The 26,414-nt window shown below is 69.1% G+C and carries 24 protein-coding genes; 17 read left to right on the top strand and 7 right to left on the bottom strand.

Features of this window, described 5'->3' with window-relative positions:
* Positions 1-33: 33 nt before the first annotated feature.
* From hrpB to ACTIEW_RS11755, 4 genes are all read left to right on the top strand, one after another.
* Positions 34-2,478 carry an ATP-dependent helicase HrpB gene (gene hrpB / locus ACTIEW_RS11770; RefSeq protein WP_439478095.1) on the top strand — a complete coding sequence of 815 codons (2,445 nt, stop codon included), beginning with the start codon at positions 34-36 and terminating at the stop codon, positions 2,476-2,478.
* 154 nt (positions 2,479-2,632) lie between these two features.
* Positions 2,633-3,580 (top strand): 30S ribosomal protein S2, encoded by a 948-nt coding sequence (gene rpsB / locus ACTIEW_RS11765; RefSeq protein ID WP_439478094.1) that lies wholly within the window; start codon positions 2,633-2,635, stop codon positions 3,578-3,580.
* 212 nt (positions 3,581-3,792) lie between these two features.
* On the top strand, positions 3,793-4,734 hold the full coding sequence (gene tsf, locus ACTIEW_RS11760; RefSeq protein WP_439478093.1) for a translation elongation factor Ts: 942 nt from the start codon (positions 3,793-3,795) through the stop codon (positions 4,732-4,734).
* A 126-nt stretch (positions 4,735-4,860) separates the two neighbouring features.
* Entirely contained in the window at positions 4,861-6,462 is a 1,602-nt protein-coding gene (locus ACTIEW_RS11755) for a M20/M25/M40 family metallo-hydrolase (RefSeq protein ID WP_439478092.1), read from the top strand.
* 42 nt (positions 6,463-6,504) lie between these two features.
* Here ACTIEW_RS11755 and ACTIEW_RS11750 read toward each other — a convergent pair whose 3' ends face one another.
* The gene (locus tag ACTIEW_RS11750; RefSeq protein WP_439478091.1) at positions 6,505-7,314 is read right to left on the bottom strand and encodes a TonB family protein; all 810 of its coding nucleotides are present in this window, start codon (positions 7,312-7,314) and stop codon (positions 6,505-6,507) included.
* A 145-nt stretch (positions 7,315-7,459) separates the two neighbouring features.
* Between ACTIEW_RS11750 and mce the strand changes: the two genes are divergently transcribed.
* The 7 genes from mce (at position 7,460) to ACTIEW_RS11715 (ending at position 12,360) form a co-directional block, all read left to right on the top strand.
* Positions 7,460-7,885, top strand: a complete 426-nt coding sequence (gene mce / locus ACTIEW_RS11745; protein WP_439478090.1) for a methylmalonyl-CoA epimerase — start codon at positions 7,460-7,462, stop codon at positions 7,883-7,885.
* Positions 7,885-8,148 carry a DUF1467 family protein gene (locus tag ACTIEW_RS11740; RefSeq protein WP_439478089.1) on the top strand — a complete coding sequence of 88 codons (264 nt, stop codon included), beginning with the start codon at positions 7,885-7,887 and terminating at the stop codon, positions 8,146-8,148. The genes mce and ACTIEW_RS11740 overlap by 1 nt, the downstream gene beginning before the upstream one ends.
* Positions 8,145-8,483, top strand: coding sequence for a DUF3088 family protein (locus ACTIEW_RS11735; RefSeq protein WP_439478088.1), 339 nt, complete (start codon positions 8,145-8,147; stop codon positions 8,481-8,483). Before ACTIEW_RS11740 ends, ACTIEW_RS11735 begins: the two co-directional genes overlap by 4 nt.
* 92 nt (positions 8,484-8,575) lie before the next feature.
* The gene (proS, locus tag ACTIEW_RS11730; protein WP_439478087.1) at positions 8,576-9,892 is read left to right on the top strand and encodes a proline--tRNA ligase; all 1,317 of its coding nucleotides are present in this window, start codon (positions 8,576-8,578) and stop codon (positions 9,890-9,892) included.
* A complete protein-coding gene (locus tag ACTIEW_RS11725) occupies positions 9,889-11,193 on the top strand; it encodes a lipoprotein-releasing ABC transporter permease subunit (protein WP_439478086.1) in 1,305 nt (434 codons plus the stop codon). The genes proS and ACTIEW_RS11725 overlap by 4 nt, the downstream gene beginning before the upstream one ends.
* On the top strand, positions 11,186-11,908 hold the full coding sequence (locus ACTIEW_RS11720) for an ABC transporter ATP-binding protein (RefSeq protein WP_439478085.1): 723 nt from the start codon (positions 11,186-11,188) through the stop codon (positions 11,906-11,908). The genes ACTIEW_RS11725 and ACTIEW_RS11720 overlap by 8 nt, the downstream gene beginning before the upstream one ends.
* Positions 11,909-11,931: 23 nt before the next feature.
* On the top strand, positions 11,932-12,360 hold the full coding sequence (locus ACTIEW_RS11715) for a hypothetical protein (RefSeq protein ID WP_439478084.1): 429 nt from the start codon (positions 11,932-11,934) through the stop codon (positions 12,358-12,360).
* Between the two features lie 46 nt (positions 12,361-12,406).
* Here ACTIEW_RS11715 and ACTIEW_RS11710 read toward each other — a convergent pair whose 3' ends face one another.
* Positions 12,407-12,523, bottom strand: a complete 117-nt coding sequence (locus ACTIEW_RS11710) for a hypothetical protein (protein WP_439478083.1) — start codon at positions 12,521-12,523, stop codon at positions 12,407-12,409.
* A gap of 260 nt (positions 12,524-12,783) precedes the next feature.
* Between ACTIEW_RS11710 and dnaE the strand changes: the two genes are divergently transcribed.
* Together dnaE and ACTIEW_RS11700 are read left to right on the top strand one after the other, a co-directional pair.
* On the top strand, positions 12,784-16,266 hold the full coding sequence (gene dnaE / locus ACTIEW_RS11705) for a DNA polymerase III subunit alpha (RefSeq protein WP_439478082.1): 3,483 nt from the start codon (positions 12,784-12,786) through the stop codon (positions 16,264-16,266).
* The gene (locus tag ACTIEW_RS11700; RefSeq protein ID WP_439478081.1) at positions 16,263-16,622 is read left to right on the top strand and encodes a GFA family protein; all 360 of its coding nucleotides are present in this window, start codon (positions 16,263-16,265) and stop codon (positions 16,620-16,622) included. The genes dnaE and ACTIEW_RS11700 overlap by 4 nt, the downstream gene beginning before the upstream one ends.
* A gap of 3 nt (positions 16,623-16,625) precedes the next feature.
* Here the strand turns inward: ACTIEW_RS11700 and ACTIEW_RS11695 are convergent, their stop codons facing one another.
* From ACTIEW_RS11695 to ACTIEW_RS11680, 4 genes are all read right to left on the bottom strand, one after another.
* A complete protein-coding gene (locus ACTIEW_RS11695) occupies positions 16,626-17,807 on the bottom strand; it encodes a S41 family peptidase (RefSeq protein WP_439478080.1) in 1,182 nt (393 codons plus the stop codon).
* Between the two features lie 81 nt (positions 17,808-17,888).
* Positions 17,889-18,695 (bottom strand): TrmH family RNA methyltransferase, encoded by an 807-nt coding sequence (locus tag ACTIEW_RS11690; protein WP_439478079.1) that lies wholly within the window; start codon positions 18,693-18,695, stop codon positions 17,889-17,891.
* Entirely contained in the window at positions 18,692-19,585 is an 894-nt protein-coding gene (locus ACTIEW_RS11685) for a class I SAM-dependent methyltransferase (RefSeq protein ID WP_439478078.1), read from the bottom strand. The genes ACTIEW_RS11690 and ACTIEW_RS11685 overlap by 4 nt, the downstream gene beginning before the upstream one ends.
* Entirely contained in the window at positions 19,557-21,062 is a 1,506-nt protein-coding gene (locus ACTIEW_RS11680) for a glycosyltransferase family 2 protein (RefSeq protein WP_439478077.1), read from the bottom strand. The genes ACTIEW_RS11685 and ACTIEW_RS11680 overlap by 29 nt, the downstream gene beginning before the upstream one ends.
* A gap of 91 nt (positions 21,063-21,153) precedes the next feature.
* Here ACTIEW_RS11680 and ACTIEW_RS11675 point away from each other — a divergent pair, with 91 nt between their 5' ends.
* From ACTIEW_RS11675 to ACTIEW_RS11660, 4 genes are read left to right on the top strand one after another with little or no spacing between them, the layout of a single operon-like run.
* Entirely contained in the window at positions 21,154-21,789 is a 636-nt protein-coding gene (locus ACTIEW_RS11675; protein ID WP_439478076.1) for a TetR/AcrR family transcriptional regulator, read from the top strand.
* A gap of 26 nt (positions 21,790-21,815) precedes the next feature.
* Positions 21,816-22,583: an ABC transporter substrate-binding protein gene (locus ACTIEW_RS11670; protein WP_439478075.1), complete on the top strand. Its 768-nt coding sequence runs from the start codon at positions 21,816-21,818 to the stop codon at positions 22,581-22,583.
* The gene (locus tag ACTIEW_RS11665; protein WP_439478074.1) at positions 22,580-23,569 is read left to right on the top strand and encodes a FecCD family ABC transporter permease; all 990 of its coding nucleotides are present in this window, start codon (positions 22,580-22,582) and stop codon (positions 23,567-23,569) included. The genes ACTIEW_RS11670 and ACTIEW_RS11665 overlap by 4 nt, the downstream gene beginning before the upstream one ends.
* On the top strand, positions 23,557-24,363 hold the full coding sequence (locus ACTIEW_RS11660) for an ABC transporter ATP-binding protein (protein WP_439478073.1): 807 nt from the start codon (positions 23,557-23,559) through the stop codon (positions 24,361-24,363). Before ACTIEW_RS11665 ends, ACTIEW_RS11660 begins: the two co-directional genes overlap by 13 nt.
* Here the strand turns inward: ACTIEW_RS11660 and ACTIEW_RS11655 are convergent.
* Positions 24,312-26,402, bottom strand: a complete 2,091-nt coding sequence (locus ACTIEW_RS11655) for a transglycosylase SLT domain-containing protein (protein ID WP_439478072.1) — start codon at positions 26,400-26,402, stop codon at positions 24,312-24,314. The two genes, ACTIEW_RS11660 and ACTIEW_RS11655, sit on opposite strands and share 52 nt — an antisense overlap.
* Positions 26,403-26,414: the final 12 nt, after the last annotated feature.

The following is a 26,414-nucleotide window of genomic DNA, read 5'->3' as shown; positions in this document are numbered from 1 at the left end:
TGAACGGGCTCCTGGCGTCTAGAGCCTTGGACGATGCTGCCGATCCACGCCGTTCTTGAGCCGCTGAAGGCCGCCCTCGTGGCAGGCAACGCCGCTGTGCTCGCCGCGCCGCCGGGGGCCGGCAAGACAACCGTCGTGCCGCTGGCGCTGCTGGACGAGGCCTGGCTGGGCGGCGGCAAGATTCTGGTGCTGGAGCCGCGAAGGCTGGCGGCGCGGGCGGCGGCGGAGCGGATGGCGGCGACGCTGGGCGAGGCGACCGCAGAGACGGTCGGCTATCGCACGCGGCTGCAGAGCCGGATCGGGCCGAGGACCCGGATCGAGGTGATCACCGAGGGCGTGTTCACACGGATGATTCTGGACGATCCGGGGCTGGACGGCGTCGGGGCGGTGCTGTTCGACGAATTCCACGAGCGGTCGCTGGACGCCGATCTGGGGCTGGCACTGGCGCGGGAGACCCAAGGCCTGTTGCGCGAAGACCTGCGGCTGCTGGTCATGTCGGCGACGCTGGATATCGGCGGCGTGTCCCGGTTGCTGGATGGCGCACCGGTGATCGAGGCCGAGGGCCGGATGTTTCCGGTCGAGACCCGCTATTCGGGACGCAATCCGGTCGAGCGGATCGAGGACGCCGTGGCGCGGGCGGTTGTGCAGGCCTTGAGCGAGGAGGGCGGTTCGATGCTGGTCTTCCTGCCGGGGCAGGGGGAGATCCATCGCACGGCGCAGCGGCTGGCCGAACGATTGCGCGATCCGGCGGTGGATGTGGTTCCGCTGTATGGCGCGCTGGATCGGGAGACGCAGGACCGGGCCATCCAGCCGGCTGCGGCGGGGCGGCGCAAGGTGGTGCTGGCGACCTCGGTGGCCGAGACCAGTCTGACCATCGAAGGGGTCCGGGTGGTCATCGACGGCGGTCTGTCGCGGGTACCGCGGTTCGAGCCGTCCAGCGGCCTGACCCGGCTGGCGACGGTCAGGGTCAGCCGGTCGTCGGCGGAGCAGAGGCGCGGCCGGGCGGGGCGGGTTGGGCCGGGCGTCTGCTACCGCCTGTGGGACGAGGCGGCGACGCGCGGGCTGGTTCCGCACCAGCGGCCGGAGATCCTGGAGGCGGATCTGACGGGGTTCGCGCTCGATCTGGCGCGTTGGGGCGCACGGTCGACAGAGGCGCTGGCATTGCTGGACCAGCCGCCCGCGGGCGCATTCGGGGAGGCGCGAAAGGTGCTGGCGCGGCTGGGGGCGCTGGACGAGGCCGGGGCGCTGACGGCGCACGGGCGGCGGATGACGCGGATTCCGTTGCCGCCGCGGCTGGCGCATATGGTCGCCGCCGCCAGCGACGCCGGCGATGCGACGCTGGGCGCACGGATCGCCGCAGTGCTGAGCGAGCCGGGGCTGGGCGGCAACGACGTCGATCTGAGAGACCGGTTGCGCGGGCTGGACCGCGACCGGTCGCAGAGGGCGCGGGATGCGGTCAAGCTGGCGGATCGTTGGGCGCGTGCGGCGGGCGGTGGCCAGAACTCCAGCGTGGGGAGCGAAGCCGACGTCGGCGCCCTGCTGGCCGAGGCCTTTCCCGAACGGGTGGCGAAGGCGCGAGGCAAGCCGGGCGAGGTGCTGTTGGCGTCGGGGCGGGGCGCCTTCCTCGATCCGACCGACGCCCTGGCGCGCGAGCCCTGGCTGGCGGTGGCGGAGCTGGGCGGCGGGGATGCCCGGGACCGCATCCGGCTGGCGGTCCCGGTCGACCCGATGGCGCTGGAAAACCGGATCGAGATCGAGGACCGGCTGGCGCGCGAGCCGTCGGGGCGGATGACTCTGCGCCGCCTCCGCCGCATCGGGGCGATCGTGGTCGACGAGAAGATCGTCGGCGCGCCGGACCGGGCGGCGATCACAGCCGCGCTGCGGGCCGAGGTCGAGCGGGACGGGCTGGCGGGACTGCGCTGGAGCGAGCGGTCGTCGGGACTGCGGGCGCGGCTGGCGTTCGTCGCCGGACTGGAAGCGGGCTGGCCGGACGTGTCGGACGCGGGGCTGACGGCGGCGCGGGAGACCTGGCTGTGGCCGCTGCTGGAGACGGTGCAGGGGCTGGAGAAGATCGAGGATGCGGCGTTGGAGGCAGGCCTTCGCACCCTCGTCCCGTGGGACCGGCAGCGGGCGCTCGATGATCTGGCCCCGGCGCGGCTGGCGACGCCGCTGGGGTCGGCGGCCATCGACTATGCGGCGGAGGGCGGGCCGCGGGTGGATATCCGGGTGCAGGAGCTGTTTGGCGCGACCCGCCATCCGACCGTGGGGGGCGGACGGGTTCCACTAACCCTGGCGCTGTTGTCACCTGCACGGCGACCGGTGCAGGTGACGAAGGACCTGCCCGGCTTCTGGGCCGGCAGCTGGGCCGCGGTGCGCAGCGAGATGCGCGGCCGCTACCCCCGGCATCCCTGGCCGGAAGACCCAACCAAGGCTGAGGCGACCAGCCGGGCCAAGCCGCGCGGGACCCAGGACCGCTGACGCCGCTTGCCTTTTGCGCCCAACCCGCCTAGAAGCCCGCCCACTTCACACGCAGGCGTGGCGCTGACGGGGAGAAATCCCGTCTGCTCCGTTCCGAGGGCCAACCGGTCTTTACAGCGCCTGCGGCGGATCAATCGGATAAAGGACTACCCTCATGGCTCTGCCAGAATTCTCCATGCGTTCGCTGCTCGAAGCCGGCGCGCACTTCGGCCACCAGACGCACCGGTGGAACCCGAAGATGGAGCGTTACATCTTCGGATCGCGCTCGAACATCCACATCATCGACCTGTCGCAGTCGATCCCGCTGCTGCACCAGGCGCTGGTCGCCGTGCGCGACGTCGCCGCCAAGGGCGGTCGCGTCCTGTTCGTCGGCACCAAGCGTCAGGCGTCGGATCCGGTGGCCGAGGCCGCCAAGCGCTGCGCCCAATACTATATGAACAACCGCTGGCTCGGCGGCACCCTGACCAACTGGCGCACCGTATCGGGCTCGATCGCCCGCCTGCGCGAGCTGGAAGGCCTGCTGGAAACCGGCGGCGAAGGCCGGGTCAAGAAGGAGCTGCTGAACCTGCAGCGCGAGAAGGAAAAGCTGGAGCTGTCGCTGGGCGGCATCAAGGACATGGGATCGATCCCGGACATTATCTTCGTGATCGACACCAACAAGGAAGCGATCGCGATCCTCGAGGCCCGCAAGCTGAACATCCCGATCATCGCCATCCTCGACACCAACTCGGATCCGGACGGCATCACCTATCCGATCCCGGGCAATGACGACGCCGCCCGCGCCATCCAGACCTATTGCGACCTGATCGCCGACGCCGTCCTCGACGGTCTGGCCGCTGGTCAGGCCTCCGCCGGCGTCGACCTGGGCGCCGCGGTGAACCCGGACGAGCCGATGCTGCGCGAAGCCAAGGCCCCCAAGGCGGCCAAGGTTGAAGCCGAAGTCGCCCCGGCCGAGGCTGAAGCCGTCGCCGAGGAAATGATCGCCGCTGCCGAACCGGCCGCTGAAGTCACCGCGGAAGAGCCCGCCGTGGCCGACGAAGCCGCCCAGGCCGCGACCTCGGAAGCCAACGACGCCGTCGAAACCGAGAAGGCGGCGGTCTAGGTCTCAATCATCCGCTCATCCCGGCGAAAGCCGGGACCCAGTGCTTTGGGCGATCACCGAAAGCCGCGAAGTCGCGGCGACCGGTCCGTAAACGCCAGCGTCAAGCTGGACAGACCTGGGTCCCGGCGTTCGCCGGGATGAGCGGAACTCTATTGAGCCGGACCTGAAAACGGGTCCGGCCGTTCCCGCATACGCATACCAAGGAGATACCCATGGCCGAGATCACAGCCGCCCTCGTGATGGAACTGCGCGCCAAGTCCGGCGTCGGCATGATGGACTGCAAGAAGGCGCTCCAGGAAACCGACGGCGACATCAACGCCGCGATCGACTGGCTGCGCGCCAAGGGCCTGTCCAAGGCCGCCAAGAAGGCTGACCGCGTCGCCGCCGAAGGTCTGGTCGCCGTGGCCTCGAAGGAAGTCGGAGCCGGTGAAGTCGGCGCCGCCATCGAGTTCAACGCCGAAACCGACTTCGTCGCCCGCAACGACCTGTTCCAGAACGCCGCCAAGTCATTCGCCCAGCTGGGTCTGGAGCACGCCACGCTCGAGGGCTTGCACGGCGCCGAGCTGGAAGCCGGCAAGACGGTCCAGGACGAAGTGACCCAGCTGATCGCCACCGTTGGTGAGAACATGCAGCTGCGCCGCGCCGCCCGCCTGTCGGTCGATGAAGGCGTCGTCGCCTCCTACGTCCACAACGCCGTTTCGCCGGGCCTCGGCCGTATCGGCGTGCTGGTCGCCCTGCACGGCGGCGGCGACAAGACCGCCCTGCGCGAACTGGGCCGCAAGATCGCCATGCACGTGGCCGCGACCGCTCCGCTGTCGCTGAACACCGACGATCTGGACCCCGCCGCGATCGAGAAGGAACGTCAGGTCCTGACCGAGAAGGCCAAGGAAGAAGGCAAGCCGGAAGCCATGATCGCCAAGATCGTGGAAGGCCAGATCAACAAGTTCCAGAAGGACGTCGTGCTGATCAAACAGCCCTTCGTCATGAACCCCGACGTGACCATCGAACAGCTGGTCGCCGATGCGGGCAAGGACCTGGGTCACCCCGGCCTGCACCTCGCCGGCTTCGTCCGCCTCGCCCTCGGTGAAGGCGTTGAAAAGGTCGAAGGCCCGGACTTCGCCACCGAAGTCGCCCAGATGTCGGGCGGCCAGTAGGTCCGAGCGATCCACGATCGAAGACAGGGGCCGGCGAGCGATCGTCGGCCCCTTTTTCGTTCCGGGTGATTGCGGATACGGGCGTCTCGGGTCAAATGCGCGTCGATCGATTCAAGGGGTCTGTTCATGAAGCGCCTGCTCGTCGCCGTTTCCGCCATCGCCATCCTCGCCTCCGTTCCGGCTGCCGCCCAGGAGGTGGATCGGGTCGCGATCAACGGCATCATCGATCAGGGGCTGAACCACAGCGAGGTCATGCAGACCGCCGCCTGGCTGACCGACCGGATCGGCGGCCGGATGACCAACTCCCCGCAGATGAGGCAGGCGGAAAACTGGACCGCCCAGCGGTTCCGCAACTGGGGCCTGTCCAACGTCCGCGCTGATCCCTTCGAGTTCGGCCGGGGCTGGTCGATCATTCGGTCGAGCGCGCGCATGACGGCGCCGCGTCCTCTCGACCTTCGCGCCATTCCGATTGCCTGGACGCCATCCACTCCTGGCGTGATCAGCGGCGAAGTGATCGTCGCTCCGATGGCGAACGCCGGCGATTTCGCGAAATGGCGCGGCAAGCTGGCGGGCAAGATCGTGCTGGTCTCGCGCCCAACCGCGGTCACCGACCCGACGCAGCCCGCGTTCCGCCGCCTTACCGAAGAGGACCTGCGCAACGCCAACACCTACAACATGCCCAACCATGCCGAGCCGTCGACCAGCGCGCTCAGTGGGCCTGACTTCGCCCGCCAGCTGGACGCCTTCCTGCAGGAAGAGGGCGCGCTCGCCTGGGTCCGCATGTCCCAGCGGGACGGCGGCCTGCTGCACGGCACCGGTTCGGGCTACCGGATGGACGACCAGCGGCTCACGCCCGGCATGGAGCTTGCGGCCGAGGACTATCGCCGTCTGGCTCGCCTGGCCCTGACCGAAGACGCCAAGCCGACGCTCGAACTGATGAGTGAGGTCCGGTTTCACGAGGAGGACGTCAACGCTTACAACATTCTGGCCGACATCCCGGGCACGGATCGTTCGGGCGAGTATGTGATGGCGGGCGCCCACCTCGACAGCTGGGTGGCCTCGGACGGCGCGGTGGACAACGCCGCCGGCTCGGCCGTGATCATGGAAGCCGCGCGCATCCTGAAGGCCCTGGGCGTGCGTCCCAAGCGCACGATCCGCTTCGCCCTGTGGAACGGCGAGGAGCAGGGCCTGTGGGGTTCGCTGGCCTATGTCGATCGTTACCTCGCGACCCGCGCCCCGCTGGGCGACACCCAGCTGGACGCCCTGCCGAACGGCCGCACCTGGCGTCAGCGCTGGCCGATCCAGCCGCGCGAGGGCTACGGCGATCTGGTCGCCTATTTCAATCTCGACAACGGCTCGGGCAAGATCCGGGGCATCAACGCCGAGGGCAATGTGGCCGCCGCCCCGATCTTCCAGGACTGGCTGGAGCCGTTCAACGCCATGGGGGCCACGACGGTGTCCATGCGGAACGCCGGCGGGACCGATCACGTCTATCTGCAGACCGTCGGCGTTCCGGGCTTCCAGTTCATCCAGGACCCGCTCGACTACAGCGCGCGCCTGCACCACACCTCGATCGACAGCTATGATCACCTGCGCGCCGAAGACCTGCGTCAGGCGGCGATCATCCTGGCCAGCTTCCTGCTGAACGCCGCCAACAGCGACGAACCCCTGCCGCGCATGCCGATCCCGACCCGGCCCACGCCGACGGACCCGTTCCCGGTCCAGTAGGCGGGGCCGCGCCGCCCATCGCGGTGGGCGGCGCGCTCATTCCTACTGGACCTCGATGACCCGATCCTCGTTCCTGAACCGGATCGCAAAGGTGGCGCGCGCCTCGACGGGCTGTCCATCGATGGTCCGGGGGTGGAAGCGATAGGCGCCCTCGGCAGCCAGCGCGGCTTCGCCCAAACCCATGCCTTCAACGGATTCCCGCAGCAGTTGGCACGCTCGCGCCCGACCCTCGACCGTGACGATGCATTCGATATGGGCGGAGCCCTCCCTGAGCAGGTTGCGCGCAGCCGCCGGCATGGCCAGCCGGGGTGTTTCGGCCCAGGTCGGAGGCCTTGAGACAGCGTTCGGCCTCATTGCCCGTTCTGGCGCGGCTGGCGCCCTGAGCGGTTCGATGGCGCGCGGAGGTCTGCCGGGTGCGCGGGCGCTGGCAGGAATGAAGCCGGCCCAGACTCTCTCCGACACAGGCGGCATGTCCGCTTCGACCGCGGGAATCAGGGGTTCAGCATCAACGACCATCGCCCCGGAGTCCGCCACCATGACTTCGCAACGATCGCGGCGGATCGTCCGGGCGTCGGCGCCCTGCGCGCCCTGCTGATAGGACATGAAGAAAATTTGATCGAGAATCGCCTGCCCGCCGGGCTGATCTTCCGGAAGGGCGGAAGGCCTGTCTGCCTCGAACGCCGCGACCTGGTCCGTCGGCATATGCCGGCGGCAGCGTCCGACGCTGGAGCCGAACCGGGACACAGCTTCGAACACACTTTGCTGGTCAGGCGTCAGCTCGATACGTTCGCGCCTCACCTCAACCATGGGCGTCTGCTGGAACGCCGCGACAGCCAGCCACAAGCGAATCATTCGAGGTGTCTCCGGTTCGGGACCGCTCCGAATGGACGTCGACCGGTCCCGCCCAGCGGACAGGGAAATGCAGAGGGCGTCAATCGCTCCGGCGCGGCGAACGGTCCGCCTTCTCCGCGGGCCCGACACCGGCTAAAGCACCCGTATGATCGGAAGACTGAACCACGTCGGCGTCGCCACGCCATCCATCGAGGCCAGCGTCGCGATGTATCGCGACCTGCTCGGCGCGACCAAGGCGCATGCGCCGTTCGACCTGCCGGCGCAGGGGGTGCGGGTCTGTTTCGTCGACCTGCCCAACGCCCAGATCGAGCTGATCGAGCCGCTGGGCGACGACAGCCCGATCCATGGGTTCCTCGCGAAGAACCCCAAGGGCGGGCAGCATCACGTCTGTTTCGAGGTTGAGGACATCCTCGCCGCGCGCGACGCCCTGCGAGCCAAGGGCGCGACGATCCTCGGCACGGGCGAGCCGCGCATCGGGGCCCATGGCACGCTGATCCTCTTTGTCCATCCGAAGGACATGGGCGGAGTGCTGGTTGAACTGATGGAAACGCCCAAAGACGGAGCGCACTGATGCCGATCGGTTGGATCACCATGCTGGGCGTCTACATCATCTGCTGGTGGACGGTGCTGTTCGCGGTCCTGCCGTTGGGGACCTCGCAGGAACGGCATGAGCCGCCGACCGACGGGGCGCAGTGGGGGGCGCCGGACAAGCCGGACCTGAAACGCAAATTCATCACCACGACCTGGGTTTCGGCCCTGCTGTGGGTGCTGGTGATGGCGCTGGTCTATGTCGGCTGGATGCCCTTGCCCGATCTCACGCCGCCGACCGCATGACCGATCGGCTGTTCCTGCTCAATCCCGGCTGGACCGACGATCAGGGCGGGCCGTGGTACTGCCCCGCCGGCGCGGTCGTCGAGGGCGTGCTGTCCTTTCATCCCATGCTGCGCGACCAGCTGGAGATCGTCTATCTCGACCACCCGCGGCCGCGGCCTCCGGTGATCGATCTGGTCGGTGAGGACCATCAGAGTTGCCCGATCCTGGTGCTGGACGGGGTGTTCGACTGGCCCGAAGCGGAGACATCAGAGACGACCGGCCGACGCTTCCTTCAGGACGGCGCCATCATCCCCTATCTGGCTGCCCGATACGGGATTGCTCGCCCGCATCCCTGAGCGGTTCCGCGCGTTTGTGATGACCGCCTAGCTTTCGCCCCTTACGAGCGGCTAAAGCTCGTGTCCCACGCCTCCCACGCCGGATTCTGCCCATGCGCCTGTCGCGCTATTTCCTGCCCACGCTCAAAGAGGCGCCCTCGGACGCCCAGATCGTTTCGCACAAGCTGATGCTGCGCGCCGGCCTGATCAAACAGGAGGCCGCGGGCATCTATGCCTGGCTGCCGCTCGGTCTGCGGGTGCTGAACAGGATCGAGCAGATCGTGCGCGAGGAGCAGGAGCGGGCGGGGGCTGTCGAGCTGCTGATGCCCACCCTGCAACTGGCCGACCTTTGGCGCGAGTCGGGCCGCTATGACGCCTACGGCCCCGAGATGCTGCGCATCACCGACCGGCACGAGCGCGAGCTTCTGTACGGCCCCACCAATGAGGAGATGATCACCGACATCTTCCGCGGCTTCGTGAAGAGCTACAAGGCGCTACCGCTGAACCTGTTTCACATCCAGTGGAAATTCCGCGACGAGCGTCGTCCGCGGTTCGGCGTCATGCGCGGTCGGGAGTTCCTGATGAAGGACGCCTATTCGTTCGACATCGACGAGGCCTCGGCGCGCAAGGCCTATAACCGGATGTTTGTCGCCTATCTGAACACCTTCGCCCGCATGGGGCTGAAGGCGGTGCCGATGCGCGCCGACACCGGGCCGATCGGCGGCGACCTGAGCCACGAGTTCATCGTCCTGGCCGACACCGGCGAGAGCCAGGTGTTCTGCGACCGCAAGCTGGTCGAGATGCCGGCGCCGGGTTCCGGCGTGGACTGGGACGAGTTGCAGGCCATCGTCGACGAGCGGACGGGGCTCTACGCCGCCACCGAGGAAATGCACGACGCCGCCCGTTTCGAGAGCGAGACCCCGGAGGGCGACCGCCTGACCGCGCGCGGTATCGAGGTCGGCCACATCTTCTATTTCGGCACCAAATACTCGGCGCCGATGAAGGCCAGGGTCGCCGGGCCGGACGGCAAGGACACAGACGTCCATATGGGCAGCTATGGCGTCGGCGTCTCGCGCCTGCTGGGCGCCATCATCGAGGCCAGCCACGACGACAGCGGCATCATCTGGCCCGACTCCGTGGCCCCGTTCGACGTGGTGGTCATCAATCTGCGGGCCAATGACGAGGCCGTCTGCGCCGCCTGCGAGGAGGCGGTCGCCAGGCTGGAGGCGCTCGGCAAGGACGTCCTCTACGACGACACCGACGAACGGCCGGGCGGGAAATTCGCCACCGCTGATCTGATCGGCATTCCCTGGCAGCTGACCATCGGTCCCAAGGGCGTGGCCGAGGGTCTGGTTGAGCTGAAGCGCCGCGCGACCGGCGAGAAGGTCTCGATCCCGCTGCACGAGGCGCTGGCGAGGGTGCGCGGATGACGGACGTCCCGGCGGCCCTGAAGCCGACCAAACCCGCCGGTCCCTTCTCGGCCTGGGAGTTCGAGCTGGCGCTGCGCTATCTGCGCGCCCGGCGGAAAGAGGGCGGCATCGCCCTGATCGCCATCATCTCCTATGTCGCCATCGCTCTGGCGGTCATGGCCCTGATCATCGTCATGAGCATCATGGCCGGGTTCAGGAACGAACTGCTCGACCGGATGCTGTCCTTCAACGGTCATATGTACGTCCAGGGACAGGTGTTGGTTGATCCCGACCGCGAGGCCGCCCTTGCGCGCATCGCCGCCGTCCCCGGTGTGGTCAGCGTCTCGCCCCTGACCGAGAACCAGGCGCTTGTGCGGGCCGCCGGCCAGACGACCGGCGCCTTCGTGCGCGGCATCCGTCCGCAGGACCTGGACTCCATGTCCTATGTCTTCGACAGCCTGACGCCCGAGGCGCGTCGCGCCTTCGGCCAGGGCGCATACGGCGGCGACAATATCCTGATCGGCAAGGCGTTGGCCGAGAGCATGGGACTGAGGGTCGGCGACCCGATCACCCTGTACTCGCCCACCGGCGCTGACAGCGCCTTCGGCAATCTGGGCGGGCTGGAGAAGACCTATCGCATCGGCGGGGTGTTCACCTCGGGCACGGCCGACTTCGACCGCGCCTTCCTGTTCATGCCGCTGGAGCAGGCCCAGCTGTTCTTCGGCAAGGAGGGTGTCTGGGACGTCATCGAGCTGAAGGTCGAGGAGCCCGACCGGGTCGGCGACCTGACCCAGGCTGTGCGCGCGGCCTCGGGGCCGAGCGCCATCGTCAGCGACTGGCGCGACCGGCTGGCCGCCTTCTGGGGCGCGCTGAAGGTCGAGCGGGTGGCCATGAGCATCATCCTCGGCCTCGTCGTGGCCATCGCCGCCCTGAACATCATCTCCGGCATCGTCATGCTGGTGAAGAACAAGACCCGCGACATCGCCATCCTGCGGACTGTCGGGGCCAGCCAGTCGTCGATGCTGCGCATCTTCTTCATCGCCGGCGCCGCGATCGGCGTGGCGGGGACGATCACAGGTCTGGTGCTGGGGCTGGTGTTCTGCCTCAACATCGGCGCGATCCAGCATTTCCTCGAGTGGCTATTCCAGGTCCAGCTGTTCAACGCCGACGTCTACATGCTCGACTCTATCCCGGCCGAGGTCGACGCCATGGACGTGGTCTGGGTGACGCTGTGGTCCGTCTTCATGTCGTGCGTGGCCTCGCTGCTGCCGTCGTGGCGGGCCGCGAAAATGGATCCGGTTGAGGCGCTTCGTTATGAGTAAGGCCCCCGTCCACTCGGTGCGCCCCGTCCTTTCCGTAAGGAATGTCACCCGCACCTATGAGACCGCCTCGGGCGGCCTGACCGTGCTGAAGGGCGTCGATCTCGACGTCATGCCCGGCGAGGTCGTCGGCCTGATCGGCCCGTCGGGCTCGGGCAAGTCCAGCCTGCTGCACGCCGCCGGCCTGCTGGAGCGCCCGACCTCGGGCGAAATCCGCATCGACGGCGCGGACGTCGGCGGCCTCGACGAGCGGGCCCGGACCCATATCCGCCTCGCCAGCATCGGCTTTGTCTATCAGTTCCACCATCTGCTGGCCGAGTTCGACGCGCGCGACAACGTCGCCCTGCCGCTGCGTATCGCCGGCGTCGGACAGGTCCAGGCCCGCGAACGGGCCAGCGAGGTGCTGACCGCGCTCGGCCTCGGCGAGCGCCTGACCCACCAGCCGGCCCAGCTGTCGGGAGGGGAGCAGCAGCGTGTCGCCGTGGCCCGCGCCCTGGCCAATCGTCCGCGCCTGCTGCTGGCCGACGAGCCGACCGGCAACCTCGACCCCGCCACCAGCCAGACCGTGTTCGAGGCCCTGCACCGACTGGTCAAGGACACCGGCGTCGCCGCCCTGATCGCCACCCACAACATGGAACTGGCGGGGCATATGGACCGGGTCTTCGCCCTCAAGGACGGCCATCTGGAAGAGCGGCCGGCGGAGAGCCACGCCTACTGAAGCCGGCGTGCTAAGGTCATCCGATGACTGACGCCATCGAAGCCCATCTGACCATGGCGCGGGAAGCCGCAGCCGAGGGCAGGGCGGGGGACGCCCGCAACGCCTATGCCCGCGCCGCCGCCCTCAGCCGCGAGAGCGGGGCGCCCGTGCTTCAGGCCCATGCCCTGCGCCACCTGTCCGATCTCGACCGCGAGGCCGACCATCCGGAACAGGCGCTGGCCCATGCCGAACAGGCGGCGGCCCTTTATGGAGCAAACGGGAAGGGAGCGTCGCTGGACATGGCCAACGCCTTGCGCCTGAAGGCCCTGGCGCTCGACCAGTTGCGGCGCGAGGAGCCAGCGATCGCTGCATGGACGGCGGCGAGGGACCTGTACGCGGCGGTCGAGGTCGCCGCCGGCGTGGCGGAGTGCGAGCAGCGGCTGAGGCGACAGGACGAGGCCTGGCCGCACTGACGTCATCAGTCCCTTCTTCCCCGGTGTGGAGAAGGGCGTCTGAACCCTACTTCTTGCCGGGCGGGGTGGTGAAGGGCGAGCTGCCGACGGACACCGCCGGCTTGGGCTTTTCGGCCTTGGGTTTGCGGGCTTCCTTGTTGCTCTTGACTTGACCCTTGGCCATGACCGGAACTCCTGCGCCGCCTGCCGCCGGGAGGGCGGGTGACTCGGGGCGTTGGTGAAGTGTAGCGCGTCCGGGCCGGATGTGTCGTCTCACATCTGGCCTTGACAGAGAACAAACCCGCAACATAGAACATAGCCAGAACACGCAATCTGGGGACAAGATCATGGCGCGTTGGGTGAGGGATATGCTGTCGCTTGCGTCGTGCGGCGGCTTCGTTTGGATGGCGTGGCAGGCGGCGTTTCTGATCTCGTGAGTCGGGAATGGGCCAGCTCAAAGAGGGTCTGGTCATCTCAACCGCCGCTATAGCCGCGCAATTCATCCATCTGAGGGTCCGCTCAGCCTATTCACTGCTGGAAGGCGCGATCAAGGCGGGCAAGGTCGCGACCCTGGCGGCGGATGCGGGCATGCCGGCGGTGGGCGTGGCGGACCGGGTCAATCTGTTCGGGGCGCTGGAGTTCTCGGAAGCCGCCAAGGCCGCCGGCGTGCAGCCGATCGTGGCCTGCGCCCTGCCGGTGACCGGGATCGGCGGCAAGATCAACGAGCGCTGGGCCAGGGTCCCGACCGTGGTGCTGCTGGTCCAGAACGAGGCCGGGTGGCTGAACCTGTGCGCCCTGTCGTCGTCGGCCTATCTCGGCGCGGGCTCGATGGATGAGCCCGGCGTGCCCTGGTCCATGGTGGCGGAACGGTCCGAGGGCCTGATCCTGCTGTCGGGCGGGCCGGACGGGCCGGTCGACCCCCTGTTCGTCCAGGGCAAGGCGGCCGATGCGAACGCGGCTCTGGACGAAATGGCGCGGGTGTTCGGCGACCGCATGTATGTCGAGCTGCAACGCCACGGCCTGGCCAGCGAGCGGCAGGCGGAGCGGGGGCTGGTGGAGTGGGCCTATGCCCATGACACGCCGCTGGTCGCCACGAACGACGTCCATTACGCCAAGGCGGCGCAGGCGAAGTCGCATGACGCCCTGCTGTGCATCGCCGACGGCGCCTTCACCGGTCAGGAGGATCGGCGGCGGATCACCGGGGAACACTGGTTCAAGCCGGCCGCGGCGATGCGCGAACTGTTCGCCGACCTGCCCGAGGCCTGCGGCACGACGGTGGAGATCGCCCGGCGCTGCGCCTTCCTTGTCCCCACCCGCGCGCCGATCCTGCCGCGGTTCGAGGCCGGGGCCGGGCGGACCGAGCCCGAGGAGTTGATGCATCAGGCCCGCGAGGGGCTGAAGGCGCGGTTACAGGCCGTGACGCCCGTGGCGCCCGAGGCCGAATACTGGACCCGCCTCGAATGGGAGGTCGGGATCATCCAGCAGATGGGCTTCCCCGGCTATTTCCTGATCGTGTCGGACTTCATCAAATGGGCCAAGAACCACGGCATTCCCGTGGGGCCGGGCCGCGGCTCCGGCGCGGGTTCGCTGGTGGCCTGGGCCCTGACCATCACCGACCTCGACCCGCTGCGGTTCGGCCTGCTGTTCGAGCGGTTCCTGAACCCCGAACGGGTCTCCATGCCCGACTTCGACATCGACTTCTGCCAGGAGCGGCGGGAGGAGGTGATCGACTATGTGCAGCAGCGCTACGGCAAGGACCGGGTGGCGCAGATCATCACCTTCGGCACCCTGCAGGCGCGGGCCGTGCTGCGCGACGTCGGCCGGGTGCTGCAGATGCCGCTGGGGCAGGTCGACCGGCTGGCCAAGATGGTGCCGGCCAACCCCGCCAATCCCGTGACCCTCGCCCAAGCCATCGAGATCGAGCCGCGCCTGCGCGAGGCCCGCGATTCCGAGGCGGCGGTGCGCACCCTGCTGGACACGGCGCTGGAGCTGGAGGGGCTGTACCGCAACGCCTCGACCCACGCCGCCGGCATCGTCATCGGCGACCGCCCCCTGACCGAGCTCGTCCCGCTGTACCAGGACCCGCGCTCGACCATCCCGGCCAGCCAATTCAACATGAAATGGGTCGAGGCGGCCGGTCTGGTGAAGTTCGACTTTCTCGGGCTGAAGACCCTGACGGTGCTTGACCGCGCCCGGATCTATCTGGAGCGGCGCGGGGCGGCGGTCGACTGGAACAGCCTGCCGCTGGACGACCCGAAAACCTACGAGCTGATGGCCTCGGGCCAGACGGTCGGGGTGTTTCAGCTGGAATCCCAGGGCATGCGCGACACCCTGCGCAAGATGCACTGTGGCTCGATCGAGGAAATCACCGCGCTGATCTCCCTCTACCGGCCCGGGCCGATGGAGATGATCGACACCTATATCGACCGGAAATTCGGGCGGCAGGAGGTCGATTGCCTGCACCCCTCGTTGGTCGAGGTGCTGACCGAGACCTATGGCGTCATCATCTACCAGGAGCAGGTGATGAAGATCGCCCAGGTCCTGGCCGGCTATTCGCTGGGCGAGGCCGATCTGCTGCGTCGGGCGATGGGCAAGAAGAAGAAGGAGGAGATGGATTTCCAGCGGGCGCGCTTCGTCGAGGGCGCGTCAGGCAAGGGCGTTTCTGAGGAGCAGTCCGGATTCATCTTCGATCTGGTGGCCAAATTCGCCGGCTACGGCTTCAACAAGTCGCACGCCGCCGCCTATGCGCTGATCAGCTTCCAGACCGGCTGGCTGAAGGCCAATCATGCCGTCGAGTTCATGGCCGCATCCATGAGTCTCGATCTCAGTAATACCGACAAACTGGCTGTCTTCTATCAGGATTGCCGACGGTTCGAAGTGCCGGTCAAGGCCCCGGACGTGAACCGGTCCTCGGCCGATTTCGACGTAGCCTGGGACGACGGCGTCGGGTCAGTTCTGTATGCGTTGGGCGCCATCCGCAACGTCGGGCTGGAGGCGATGAAACATCTGGTCGAGGTGCGCGAGACCGGCGGCCGTTTCACCGACATCTTCGACTTCCTCGAACGCGTCGATCCCCGCAGCGTCAACAAGCGGGCGCTTGAGAACCTCGCCCGCGCCGGGGCTTTCGACAGTTTCCACTCGAACCGCCGCCAGTTGGTCGAGCAGGCTGACACCCTGATGGCCTATTGCCAGAGCGTCGCGGCCGAGCGGGCCTCGTCGCAGGTGTCGCTGTTCGGCGGCGACCAGGCCGGCGCCGCGCGGCCGCGGCTGAAGCCGGTCGAGCCCTGGGTCGGGCCGGAGAAGCTGGATCAGGAACTGGCCGCCGTCGGCTTCTATCTGTCCGGCCACCCGCTGGAGGACATGGCCCCGGCCCTGAAGCGCAAGCGCGTCACCTTCGTCGCCGAAGCCACGGCCCTGGCCGAAAGCGGCCACGAAGCCTTCCTCATGGCCGGCGTGGTGCGACGGCGGCAGGAGCGGGCCAGCGCCAAATCCGGCGAGAAATTCGCCTTCGTCACCTTCTCGGACCCTACGGGCGAGTTCGAATGCCTGTTCCCGCCCGAACAACTGCGCAAATGCCGCGAGGTGCTGGAGGTCGGGGCCTCGATCATGGTGCGGGTGCGGGCCAAGTCGGCCGACGGCGAGGTGCGCTTCTTCGGCGACGACGCCTCACGGCTGGACACGCTGATCGACGACGGCGCCATGGGCCTGCGCATCCATGTCTCGGCCAAGGTCGCTGATGCAGAAGCATTGAAGGCCCGGCTCGACCGCGCGAAGGCCGGGGGCAAGGGCGGGGAGGTCTCGCTCATCGCCTCCCTCGACGGCCGCCGGGAGGTCGAACTGAAACTGCCGGGCCGCTACCGGCTGGACGGCGCCCTGAGGGGGGCGCTCAAATCCGCCCCCGGGGTTGTGCTTCTGGAGGATGCGTGACGGCTGGGACGAAAACCCACGAGGGCTCCTGCCGCTGCGGCGCTGTGGCCTATGAGGTCGAGACTGACCTGGAAGGGTTGATCGAGTGCAACTGCTCGCACTGCTACCGCAAGGGGCTGGTGTTGGCCTTCGTCGCGCCGGACGCCTTCCGTCTGACGGCGGACGGCCCGCAGACGGAATATCTGTTCAACACCCACAAGATCGTCCACCTGTTCTGCGAGACCTGTGGTGTTCAGTCGTTCGCGCGCGGCTCGACCGCCGGCGGCAAACAGATGGTCGCGGTCAACATCCGCACCCTGACCGACCTAGAACCGTTCAGCTGGACGGCGCAGCGGGTGGACGGGCGGAGTTTCTGACGGTTACTCCGGCCGCGGCCTGAAGGCTTCGCGCGGCGTGCCACCGACGGCCGATAGCCGCTCGGTCGGCAGTTTGATCACCAGACCTGAGTTGGCCAGGCGATGGTCGTAGATCGCGCCCAACAGGCCGGCCATCGGATCGCCGACCACATCCGCGCCGAGCGCATCGAGGCCGATGGCGAGGCCTTCACCCATGCTGCCGGTCCAGCGTCCGACGCGGACGGTGACGGGGCCGTGGTGGCGCTTGCCGGGGCGGGGGAGGACCTGTTCGATCCACTGGCGCGGCACGCCGGTCTCACGTTCCTCGGCCGGCAGATTGTGAATCTGGTAGGCAGCCGGCGCGTCGACAAACCAGCCCATGATCGAGCGGGCCACGACGGTGTTGCCGCCGCTGGGGGTGTCGGTCAGGTCCAGCACGATGGGCAGATCCGGCCGGGCGCCGGCCATGGCGGCGTCGAAGGCGGCGACCGCGTCGCTGTCGCCGAGCGAGTCGTTGAAGCGGATCACCAGAACGCCGTCGACCTCCTGCGCCGTGATCGGAAGTCGCTCGCCGGGGCCGGCGACATAGAGATTGGGCAGAGTCAGGCGGCGTTCGGCCCCGGTAGCGTCACGGATCGTCAAGTCGCGCGGCCGGTCGCGGCGTCCCGCGGCGAGGACCCGGGCGGCGTAACCGGCGCGGTCTCCGGTCGGCTCCAGGCCCAGATCAGCCCAGAAGGCGGCGACGGCCTGGCCCGTGGGCATTGCGCCGACCAAGACAAGACTGTCGCCGGGGCTCACGCCGGCGCCGGCGGCCGGCGAGGCTTCGCGCACGGCGGTGATGCGCCAGACTTCTCCCTCCCGCTCGATCCAGAGGTCGGAATAGCTGGGGACCAGTCCCCAGCTGTCATTGAAGGAGCCGCCGGTGATGGCGTGATGGTCCGCCAGCGCCGTCACGGCGTGTTCGGCATAGCGCAGCAGGGAGCGGCGGTCGGTCACGGCTTCGGCCTCGGCGCGCAGGACGGGGCTCATCGGCATGGCGGCGTCGGGGAAGCGGTCGAGATAGGCGTACTGCGCGTTGACGAGGGCCTCGATCGACAGGGCGTCCGCACGGAAGCCCTCGGAGAGCGGTTCGGATGGCGGCGTCTGCGCCCGGGCCGAAAGAACACCGCACGTCAGGACGAGCAGGAGGGTCAGGAGTGCGCGCATGAAGGTGCCCGGTGGAGGTCTGATGCTGGCCGGTCGGTTGGCGGACGGCAAGTAAATCCGCTGTCATGCGCCCATCGACGCTCAGGCCTTGTCCGTCACCGCATAGACCATGATCCCCGTCGCCACGGCCAGGTTCAGGCTGTCGGCCCGGCCGCGCATGGGGATCTTGACGTTGACGTCGCAGGCCTCAGCGAGCGCATCCGTCAGGCCGGCCTGTTCGTTGCCCATCAGGATCAGGGCTGGATGCTGGATCGACGCGTCACGATAGCCTTCGATTGCGTCCAGCCGGGTGCCGATGACGCTGCCGGGCCAGGTCTGGCGCCAGGCGATGAACTCGGCGGGTGTGGCGCGGGCGATGGCGACGGCGAAGACCGAGCCCATGGTGGCGCGGACGGCCTCGACCGAAAAGGGATCGACGCAGTCTCCGATCAGGATGACCCCGCCGCAGCCCGCCGCATCCGCGGTGCGGATGATGGTGCCCAGATTGCCGGGGTCGCGAACCTGCTCCAGCGCCACCCAGGCCGGGGCGGTCGCCGGTTCGATGGCCGACAGGGGAGTATAGACCTGGTCGAAGACGCCCAGCACCGTCTGGGGGTTTTCCCGACGGCTGATCTTTTCGAGGATGGCGTGGGTGACGACCACGACCTCACCGCCCGCCGCCCGGGTCGACTCGCGGGCGCGGTCGAGGATCGGATGGGGTCGGGCGTCTTCGCCGATCATCAACAGACGCGGCGCTCTTTGCTGATCGAGCGCCTCACCGATGAATTTGAGCCCCTCGGCGAGGAACCGACCGGTCGCCTCGCGCTCCTTGCGCATATGCAGGGCGCGGACGTTCTTTACCGTGTCATTGGTCAGGGAGGTGATCAGGCGATCTGTCAGCCCGGTCATTTGGCCGACCAGCGCGCGAAGAAACTCAATCCGATAGCGCGACTGTCCGGGCCGTCCTCGGCCAGGGCCAGTTCGCCCCAGTCGATGACGCCACCCCGGTCGGCGGTGGCTTCCGCCATCAGGTGGGCCAACGACAGGCCGGAGACCCGGGCGGCATAGGCGTTGAGCAGGAGGAAGGAGGCGTCGTCCGACAGCAGGGCGGCGCAGTCCCTGAGCAGGGCCGGCATGTCCTCGAACAGCCGCCAGACCTCGCCGGTCGGGCCGCGGCCGTATTTGGGCGGATCGAGAATGATCCCGTCGTATTTCGAGCCGCGGCGGACCTCGCGGGCGACGTATTTGCGGGCGTCCTCAACGATCCAGCGGATCGGACGGTCGGCCATGCCCGAGAGCCCGGCGTTCTCGCGGGCCCAGGCGACCGACTTCTTCGACGCGTCGACATGGGTGACCTCGGCCCCGGCGGCGGCGCAGGCGAGGCTGGCCACCCCGGTGTAGCCGAACAGGTTGAGGATTCGAGGCTGCTTCAGCCGGCGGATCCGCTCGTCCAGCCACTCCCAGTTAGCGGCCTGCTCGGGAAAGAAGGCGAGGTGACGAAACGGCGTGAAGCGGCCGGTGAAGCGCACGTCGCGCCAGGCAAGGGGGAAGCTGTCGATGGGGTTCCCCGCGAACCGCCAGCGGCCCGTCTCGTCCTCGTCGGTCGGATCGAAGACAGCGTCAGCGGCGTCGAAGGCGGCGGGATCGCGCGGCGACCAGAAGCACTGGGGCTCGGGCCGGACCACGGTGTAGCGGCCGTAACGCTCGAGCTTGCGGCCGTCGCCGCTGTCCAGCAGGGCGTAGTCCGCCCAGGCGCGGGTGACGAGGGTCTCAGGCGACGGGTTCAGGCGCGACGGCATGACCCGCTGATAGGCGGAGAGGCGCGGTCGCGTCCAGCGCGTCTTGCGTTTCGACTTCGGACGCGACGGGTGATTCCGCGTCAGGCCGAGCGTCGCGCCGATGAGGTGTCTTGTCCCAGGCGAAGGGGTCGAGAACCAGACGCCACGCAGCGTGGCCGAATGCGAGGGATAGCAGGGCCCAGTAGGCCGGCGCCTTCATCATGTCGCCCGCGTCGTAGGCTGCGCCCGCGCGTCTCGCCCCGATGGCGCAGGACAGCCAGGCCGAGGCCGCGCCGAGCACCAGAACGCAGAGCGCCAGCACCGGCGTTTCCGGCGGCAGGCCGGCCATGGCCGAAACCAGCACCGCCGCCGCCATCCAGGCCAGGGTCAGGCCGTGGATCGCCGCCGAGATGATGCCTGCGCCCACGGTCATCACAAGGGCCAGGACTCCCCGCCAACCCAGTCGCCAGGGCCTGCGGGTATGCGCGCCCCAGGTCTGGAGATAGCCCTTCAGCCACCGGGTTCTCTGCGGCAGCCAGTGCGCCAGCCCGCCGGGCGGCGTCTCCCAGGTCGGGCGGGCCATCACGCCCAGAGTCCAGCCGCAGCTCCACAGCCGAAAGCCGAGATCGGCATCCTCAGTGACATTCCATGCGTCCCAGCCGCCGGCCGCACGAAGGGCGTCGATGCGGAAATGGTTGCTGGTTCCGCCGAGTGGAAAGGGCAGGCGGAGGCGCGCCATGCCGGGGAGGATGGTTTCGAACAGACTTGCATATTCGGCGGCGAACTGCCGATCGACGAAGCGGGAGCCATCGCCGTCCGGGGGCCGGATGCGGAGGGGCGCCTGAAGGCAGGCCAGACGGCCGCTGCGGTCGGCGGCGAACCGTGCGGCGGCTTCGCGAAGCTGATGAGGATCGGGGGCGTCCTCAGCGTCGTAGACGGTCAGAAGCTCGCCTGTGGTCTGGGTCAGGGCGTAGTTCAGGGCACGGGGCTTGGTCTGCGGCCTGCCGGGCGGGGTCACCAGAACGTCCAGCCAGTCCGGACGAGGGGAGGCGAGCGCGGCGGCGATGGTCTCATGGTCATGGGCTTCCAGCACCAGCAAGCCCTGAAGCCGGTCGACCGGGTAGTCGATCCGCGAAAGGCGCTCGACCAGTTGGCTGACGATCTCGGCCTCATCATGCAGCGCCGCCAGGATGGTGTAGCGCGGCCAGGACGACGGGATCGGCGGCTCGGTCAGCGGCGCGGCGCTGAGCAGGATCAGGACGACACGCCAGATCGCGACCGCGAGGAAGGCGAAGGCCGCGAGGGCGACGAGCCAGCCGGCGACATGGCCGGACCAGAACCATAGCGCGAGGGCGAGCCCGGCCGTGAACGCCGTGAGCAGGACGATCTGAAAGGGCGAGAAGCCTCGCATGGCCGCGCTCTGTTCGAGCGGCGGACCGTATCGCGCGGCGTCCCGCCGCCGATCGTCAAGATCGCTGATCTCAGCCCCTTCCACCACCAAGGGTTATCTTGGTGTTTCGCCGACCGCAAGCGATTGGCGTGGGCAGGGGAATGCCGCTATTCAAGGCCTCGACGTCCGGAGCCCTCGCGTGACTGTTCTCGCCACCCCGCTCAACCTGCGCTCACAGCGCAAGCCCAAGGGCGAGGGCCATGCCCGTCGCGCGGAAATCCTCGCCGCGGCCGAACGCATCTTCGTCGAGCATGGCTATGAGGGGGCGACGATCCGCAAGATCGCCGACGAGGTCGGTCTGTCCTCAACCGCGCTCTACATGCATTTCGCCGAGAAGGGCGAGATTCTCCACGAAATCTGCCGCCAGGCGTTCGCGGCCCTGCTGGAAATGAACGAGGCGATCGTGGCCGAGCCCGGCGGGCCCGAGGCGCGGCTGAGGCGCATGCTGCGGGCCTATATCGACTTCGGCTTCGCCAATCCGAACGCCTACCGGCTGATCTATATGACCCGGCCGGTGGAGCTTCGGCACGGAGCCCTTTCGGCGGCGCAGGAGTTGGGCGGCGGCCTGTACCGGTCCTTCGAGGTCGCCGTCGAGGACGCGGAGGCGGCCGGACTGCTGCGCGGCGACGCCCGGACGACGGCCCAGGCTCTGTGGGCCGGGTGCCATGGCGTGGTGTCACTGGTGATCACCAAGCCGTATTTCGACTGGGTCGAGCGGGAGACCCTGGTGACCACCCTGCTCGAGGGGTTGTTCGCAGGCCTGCTCAAACCGTGAAGCGGCTGGCGGGGGCGCTTGCCGGGATGGTGATTCTGGTCGCCGGCGTCGCCGAAGCCCAGCCGTTGCGCGTCATGGCGCTCGATCAGTGCGCCGATCAGTATGTGCTGGCCCTGAGGCCCGACGCCGAACTGGCCCTGTCGCCGCGGGCCGATGATCCCGACGCCTGGATGCGTGAAGCCGCTGCCGGACGGCGGCGGGTGCGTCCGACACTGGAGGCGGCCATCGCCTTCAGGCCCGATGTAGTCGTGCGCTATTGGGGCGGGGAGCCCCGCCTGCTGGCCCGGCTTGAGGCGAGCGGCGTGCGAGTTGTGACCATCGAGGATGCTACGGATTTCAACGGCGTACGGGCGGATATTCGTGCAGTCGCGCGGGGTCTCGGCGTGCCTGGGCGGGGCGAGGCGCTGACGGCGCGGATGGATGCGACATTGCGGCGCGCGGCGCCCGAAACCGCCGCGCGCGGACGGTCGGCCCTGTATCTGACGGCGGGCGGGTTCACGGCAGGCAGGGGCACGCTGGTGGATGCGATCCTGGACGCCGCCGGGTTCGCCAATGCGGCGGCGGGGCCGTTCTTCGCCCCGGTCAGCGTCGAGCGGATCGCCCTGTTCCCGCCGGCGCGGTTCGTGCTGGGCTTCTTTGATCAGGCCCGCGGCGACTGGCGCGGGCCGGGACGGCATCCGGTCGTGCAGCGGGCGGCGAATGGCCGTGTCGCAGCGCGCCTGCCGGCGGCTACCCTGACCTGCCCGGCCTGGTTCGCGGCCGATGCGGCGGCGATGCTGAAGGCCGGAAAATGACGAGGCCTTCACGGCTGACGCTGGTGCTGGCGGGGCTGATTGTGGCGGCGTCAGTCATGGGAATCCTGCTGGGCGAGACCGTTTTCGACATGGCGCAGATGAGCCAGGCGTTTGCCGATCCCGGTTCGGGACCGGCGGAGGTGCTGTGGCAGGTCCGCGCGCCGCGCGTGGCGACGGCCCTGATGGTCGGGGCGGCGCTGGGTCTGTCAGGCGCGGTGATGCAGGGGCTGTTGCGCAATCCGCTGGCTGATCCGGGCGTGCTGGGGGTGTCGGCGTCAGCGGCGCTGGCGGCGGCGGCGGCGATTGTGCTGGGCGCGGCGGCGGTTCCGGGCGTGGTGGAGGTCTCGGCGCTGCTCGGGGCGACGGCGGCGGGGGGCCTGCTGATCCTGTTCTCGGCGCGGGTCCGATCGCCTGAGGCCCTGATCCTGTTCGGGGTGGCGGTGTCCAGTTTTGCGGGGGCGGCCACGGCCCTGATCTTCAACCTGTCGCCGTCTCCGATCGCCACGGCTGAGGTGATGAGCTGGCTGCTGGGTTCGGTGCAGAACCGCAGCTGGATCGACGTGGCCTGGGTGACGCCGGCGGTGCTGGTTGCTGCCGCTCTGGCGGCCTTGGCCGCTCCGGGCCTGCGGATGCTGAGCCTCGGCGAAGAGACGGCGCGGACCTCCGGTCTGCCGATGGCGCGCCTGAGGCTGCTGGCCCTGCTGGCCACGGCGCTGGCGACCGGGGCGGCGGTGGCGGTGGCCGGAGTGATCGGCTTTGTCGGACTGGCGGCGCCGCATCTGGTGCGTAGCGCCGTGCGTGGCGATCCGGGACGGCTGCTGCTGCCCTCGGCGCTGGCGGGCGGGCTGATGCTGGTGGTCGCGGACCTGCTGGCGCGGATGACGCCGACCGATCAGGAACTGAAGCTGGGCGTGTTCACGGCCCTGGTCGGCGCGCCCCTGTTCGCCCTGATCGCCTGGCGGGCGGCGCGGGAGTGGCGGCTGTGAGGGCGCTGGAGCTGATCGGCTCCACGGCCATGTTGGGCGGACGGACGGTGCTGGACGCCGTCAGCCTGTCCGTCGCCGCGGGCGAACTGGTCGCCGTGGTCGGACCGAACGGAGCGGGCAAGTCCAGCGGGATCCGGGCGCTGGCCGGGCTGCTGCCGCTGAACGAAGGGCAGGCGAAGCTGGGCGGAGATGGTGTGACGGGCCTGTCCGCGCGGGCGCGGGCGGAGCGGGCGGCCTACCTGCCGCAGGAGCGGCGCATCGCCTGGAACCTGCCGGCGGTCGAGGTCGCGGCGCTGGGGGCGCCATTCCTGACGGCCGGGGATGCGTTGGCGCGCGCGAGAGCGGCGCTGGACGAGGTCGAGGCCGGGCATCTTGCCGACCGCGGCGTGGCCGAGATGTCGGGGGGCGAACGGGCGCGCGTGCTGCTGGCGCGGGCGCTGGCGACCGGGGCTCAGGCCCTGCTGGCCGATGAGCCGACGGCGGGGCTGGACCCGGAGGCGCAGTTGATGGTGCTGGAGCGGCTGAAGGCGCGGGCGGCGGCGGGGCAGGCGGTGCTGGTCAGCCTGCACGACCTGGCGCTGGCGGCGCGGTTCGCCGACCGGGTGGTGGTGCTGGACGCAGGCCGGGTTGTGGCGGACGACGCGCCCATGGTCGCGCTGACGCCAAGGGTCATGGCGGACACGTTCGGACTGGCGGCGCGCTGGGTCGAGGGGCCCGACGGGCCACTGCTGTCCAGCGGGCGTTATTCCGTCGGCTCGCCCTCGGGCGTGCGGACACTGTCGGCGCCGGCATAGGTATAGGGGCTGGGGCCGGCCGGGGCGCCGCGCCGCAGGTCCGACGTCAGGGTCAGCGGGGCTGAGCCGCCGTTCAGGCGAGCGCGATAAACCTGCATGTTTTCCATGACTCGCATCATATAGTTGCGTGTCTCTGTGAAGGGCGCGCACTCGATGAAGTCGATCGGATCAACGCCGCCGCCGCGCGGGTCGCCGCAGCGAGCGATCCATTGCGGGGGCCGCGCGGGACCGGCGTTGTAGCCGATCGTCGTCAGCAGCATCGAGCCGCCGAAATCACTGGTCAGATCGCCGAGGTGGAAGCTGCCCAACGTCATGTTGAAGTCGCCGTCGTACAGCCGCTCGTCCGAATACGGCAGGCCCAGCTGACGGGCCACCGCGCGGCCGGTGCCGGGCAGGAATTGCATCATCCCCCGGGCGTTGGCGTGCGACCGGGCGCGGGGGTCGAAGCTCGATTCCTGACGCGTGATGGCGAGGGTGAACTCGAGCGGCGCGGCGCCCGGCACGGACGGCGGAATCCGGATCGGATACTGGCGCTCGGGCATCAGGAAGCCGCGCTGGCTGGCGGCGCGGCCCACCATCATGGCGGTGAAGCCTTCGCCGTAGTTGCGCGACAGGTCCATCAGCAGGGCCAGACCGTTGGGCCCGGGCAGGTCGTCGTCCAGCTGATAGGCGAAGACGCGGAACAGGCTGGTTTCGCCGGTCTCGCCGAGGATACGCAGGGCGCGCACCACTTCATTGCTCTCGAAGGCGGCGATGTCGGCGCCGGCCGGAACGGGATCGACGGGGAGGTTGATCGTGGTCATTCCGGCCTTTTCGGCGGCGAGCTGGCCGTAGAAGGTCTGGATGTGGCGGGCGCCATCCCGATAGTACTGGACGGCGGCGGGGGTGTTGCCCTGGGCTTCGGCGGCGCGGCCCAGCCAGTAGAGGGCGCGGCCCTGGGTGATGGGGGTCGAGGACGCCTGACGCAGGGTCTCGAAATGCCGCGCGGCGCGAGCCGGGTCGTTCAGCTTCACCAGCGCGGCCCAGCCGGCGAAGAACTCCGCATCGACCTTGCGCTCGCCGGCCGGGAAGCCGTGGCCGGCCATGGCGTCATAGGCGGCCTGACCGTTGCGGCGCTCAAGCGCGTCGAGGAAATAGTTGCGGCGCTCGCTCCACAGGGTGTTCTGGCCCTCCGTATACGACGGCGCGGCGGGCAGGGCGGCGAGCAGGGCGAAGCCCTCGGACTGTCGGTTCTGCGAGCGCAGGATGCGGACGCGCTCCAGCGCCACGGCCGGATCCATGGCCTGCGAGGGGCTGAGATTGGCGACGATGGCGTCCGGACTGTAGGCCGAGCGCAGGGCCATAACCGCATTGGCGACGGCCTGCCGGTCGGACGGGACCAACTGAACTATGGCGCGGGTCGCCGGGCCGTGCGGACCGAGCAGCAGCATGTTCAGCCGCGCCGTGTGATCGGCCTGGGTCAGGCTGGAACCCCAGCGCGTCAGGATACGGGTCTGGGTCGCGTCGTCGAACGAGCGGGTCCGCCACCAGTCGGCGATCAGACGGCGCGCTTCGTCGGACCGGCCGCGCTGCTCGAGCGCATCGGCGAGGGCGATCGCGCCCTGAACGGTCGTCGGGCCGGCGCGAGCGAAGAGATTGATGGCGGCGTCCGGTCCGGCGTAGGCGCGATCCAGCGCCCGTTCGGCGGCGGCGATGCGGCCCTCGGCGCGCGGCCAGCCGGCGAAGGCGGTGCGGGCGACGGCGAGGTCGCTGAGCGGCATCTGGTCAGCCGAGGTGTCGAGCAGGGCCCATTCGACCAGCCTGCGGGCGACGGGATCGCTGATCTGTGAGGCGGTGTTGCGTGCCCCGGAGATGTCCCGCGAGCGGGCGGCGGCCAGGCCTTGACGGAAAAGAGCCGTGTCCTGATCGTTCAGCAGGCGCGGCTGGTTGCTGACCGGGCCGGCCGAGGCCACGGCGCTGTAGGGCACTTCCTGGGGGACCAGGCTTTCAGGCGCGGGAGCGAGCAGGGCCAGGAGGGCCGCAAGGCTGGTAGCGATCATTGCCTGTCCGAT

Origin of the sequence: Brevundimonas sp. (genome assembly GCF_051860745.1) — a bacterium.
Taxonomy (GTDB): domain Bacteria; phylum Pseudomonadota; class Alphaproteobacteria; order Caulobacterales; family Caulobacteraceae; genus Brevundimonas.
Note: the sequence above shows the minus strand (reverse complement) of the source record. Positions and strands in the feature narration are given on the sequence as shown.

Coding starts and splice junctions, on each gene's coding strand:
- hrpB (WP_439478095.1), top strand. CDS start 34: ATGCTGCCGATCCACGCCGTTCTTGAGCCGCTGAAGGCCGCCCTCGTG.
- rpsB (WP_439478094.1), top strand. CDS start 2,633: ATGGCTCTGCCAGAATTCTCCATGCGTTCGCTGCTCGAAGCCGGCGCG.
- tsf (WP_439478093.1), top strand. CDS start 3,793: ATGGCCGAGATCACAGCCGCCCTCGTGATGGAACTGCGCGCCAAGTCC.
- ACTIEW_RS11755 (WP_439478092.1), top strand. CDS start 4,861: ATGAAGCGCCTGCTCGTCGCCGTTTCCGCCATCGCCATCCTCGCCTCC.
- ACTIEW_RS11750 (WP_439478091.1), bottom strand. CDS start 7,314: ATGATTCGCTTGTGGCTGGCTGTCGCGGCGTTCCAGCAGACGCCCATG.
- mce (WP_439478090.1), top strand. CDS start 7,460: ATGATCGGAAGACTGAACCACGTCGGCGTCGCCACGCCATCCATCGAG.
- ACTIEW_RS11740 (WP_439478089.1), top strand. CDS start 7,885: ATGCCGATCGGTTGGATCACCATGCTGGGCGTCTACATCATCTGCTGG.
- ACTIEW_RS11735 (WP_439478088.1), top strand. CDS start 8,145: ATGACCGATCGGCTGTTCCTGCTCAATCCCGGCTGGACCGACGATCAG.
- proS (WP_439478087.1), top strand. CDS start 8,576: ATGCGCCTGTCGCGCTATTTCCTGCCCACGCTCAAAGAGGCGCCCTCG.
- ACTIEW_RS11725 (WP_439478086.1), top strand. CDS start 9,889: ATGACGGACGTCCCGGCGGCCCTGAAGCCGACCAAACCCGCCGGTCCC.
- ACTIEW_RS11720 (WP_439478085.1), top strand. CDS start 11,186: ATGAGTAAGGCCCCCGTCCACTCGGTGCGCCCCGTCCTTTCCGTAAGG.
- ACTIEW_RS11715 (WP_439478084.1), top strand. CDS start 11,932: ATGACTGACGCCATCGAAGCCCATCTGACCATGGCGCGGGAAGCCGCA.
- ACTIEW_RS11710 (WP_439478083.1), bottom strand. CDS start 12,523: ATGGCCAAGGGTCAAGTCAAGAGCAACAAGGAAGCCCGCAAACCCAAG.
- dnaE (WP_439478082.1), top strand. CDS start 12,784: ATGGGCCAGCTCAAAGAGGGTCTGGTCATCTCAACCGCCGCTATAGCC.
- ACTIEW_RS11695 (WP_439478080.1), bottom strand. CDS start 17,807: ATGCGCGCACTCCTGACCCTCCTGCTCGTCCTGACGTGCGGTGTTCTT.
- ACTIEW_RS11690 (WP_439478079.1), bottom strand. CDS start 18,695: ATGACCGGGCTGACAGATCGCCTGATCACCTCCCTGACCAATGACACG.
- ACTIEW_RS11685 (WP_439478078.1), bottom strand. CDS start 19,585: ATGCCGTCGCGCCTGAACCCGTCGCCTGAGACCCTCGTCACCCGCGCC.
- ACTIEW_RS11670 (WP_439478075.1), top strand. CDS start 21,816: ATGGTGATTCTGGTCGCCGGCGTCGCCGAAGCCCAGCCGTTGCGCGTC.
- ACTIEW_RS11665 (WP_439478074.1), top strand. CDS start 22,580: ATGACGAGGCCTTCACGGCTGACGCTGGTGCTGGCGGGGCTGATTGTG.
- ACTIEW_RS11655 (WP_439478072.1), bottom strand. CDS start 26,402: ATGATCGCTACCAGCCTTGCGGCCCTCCTGGCCCTGCTCGCTCCCGCG.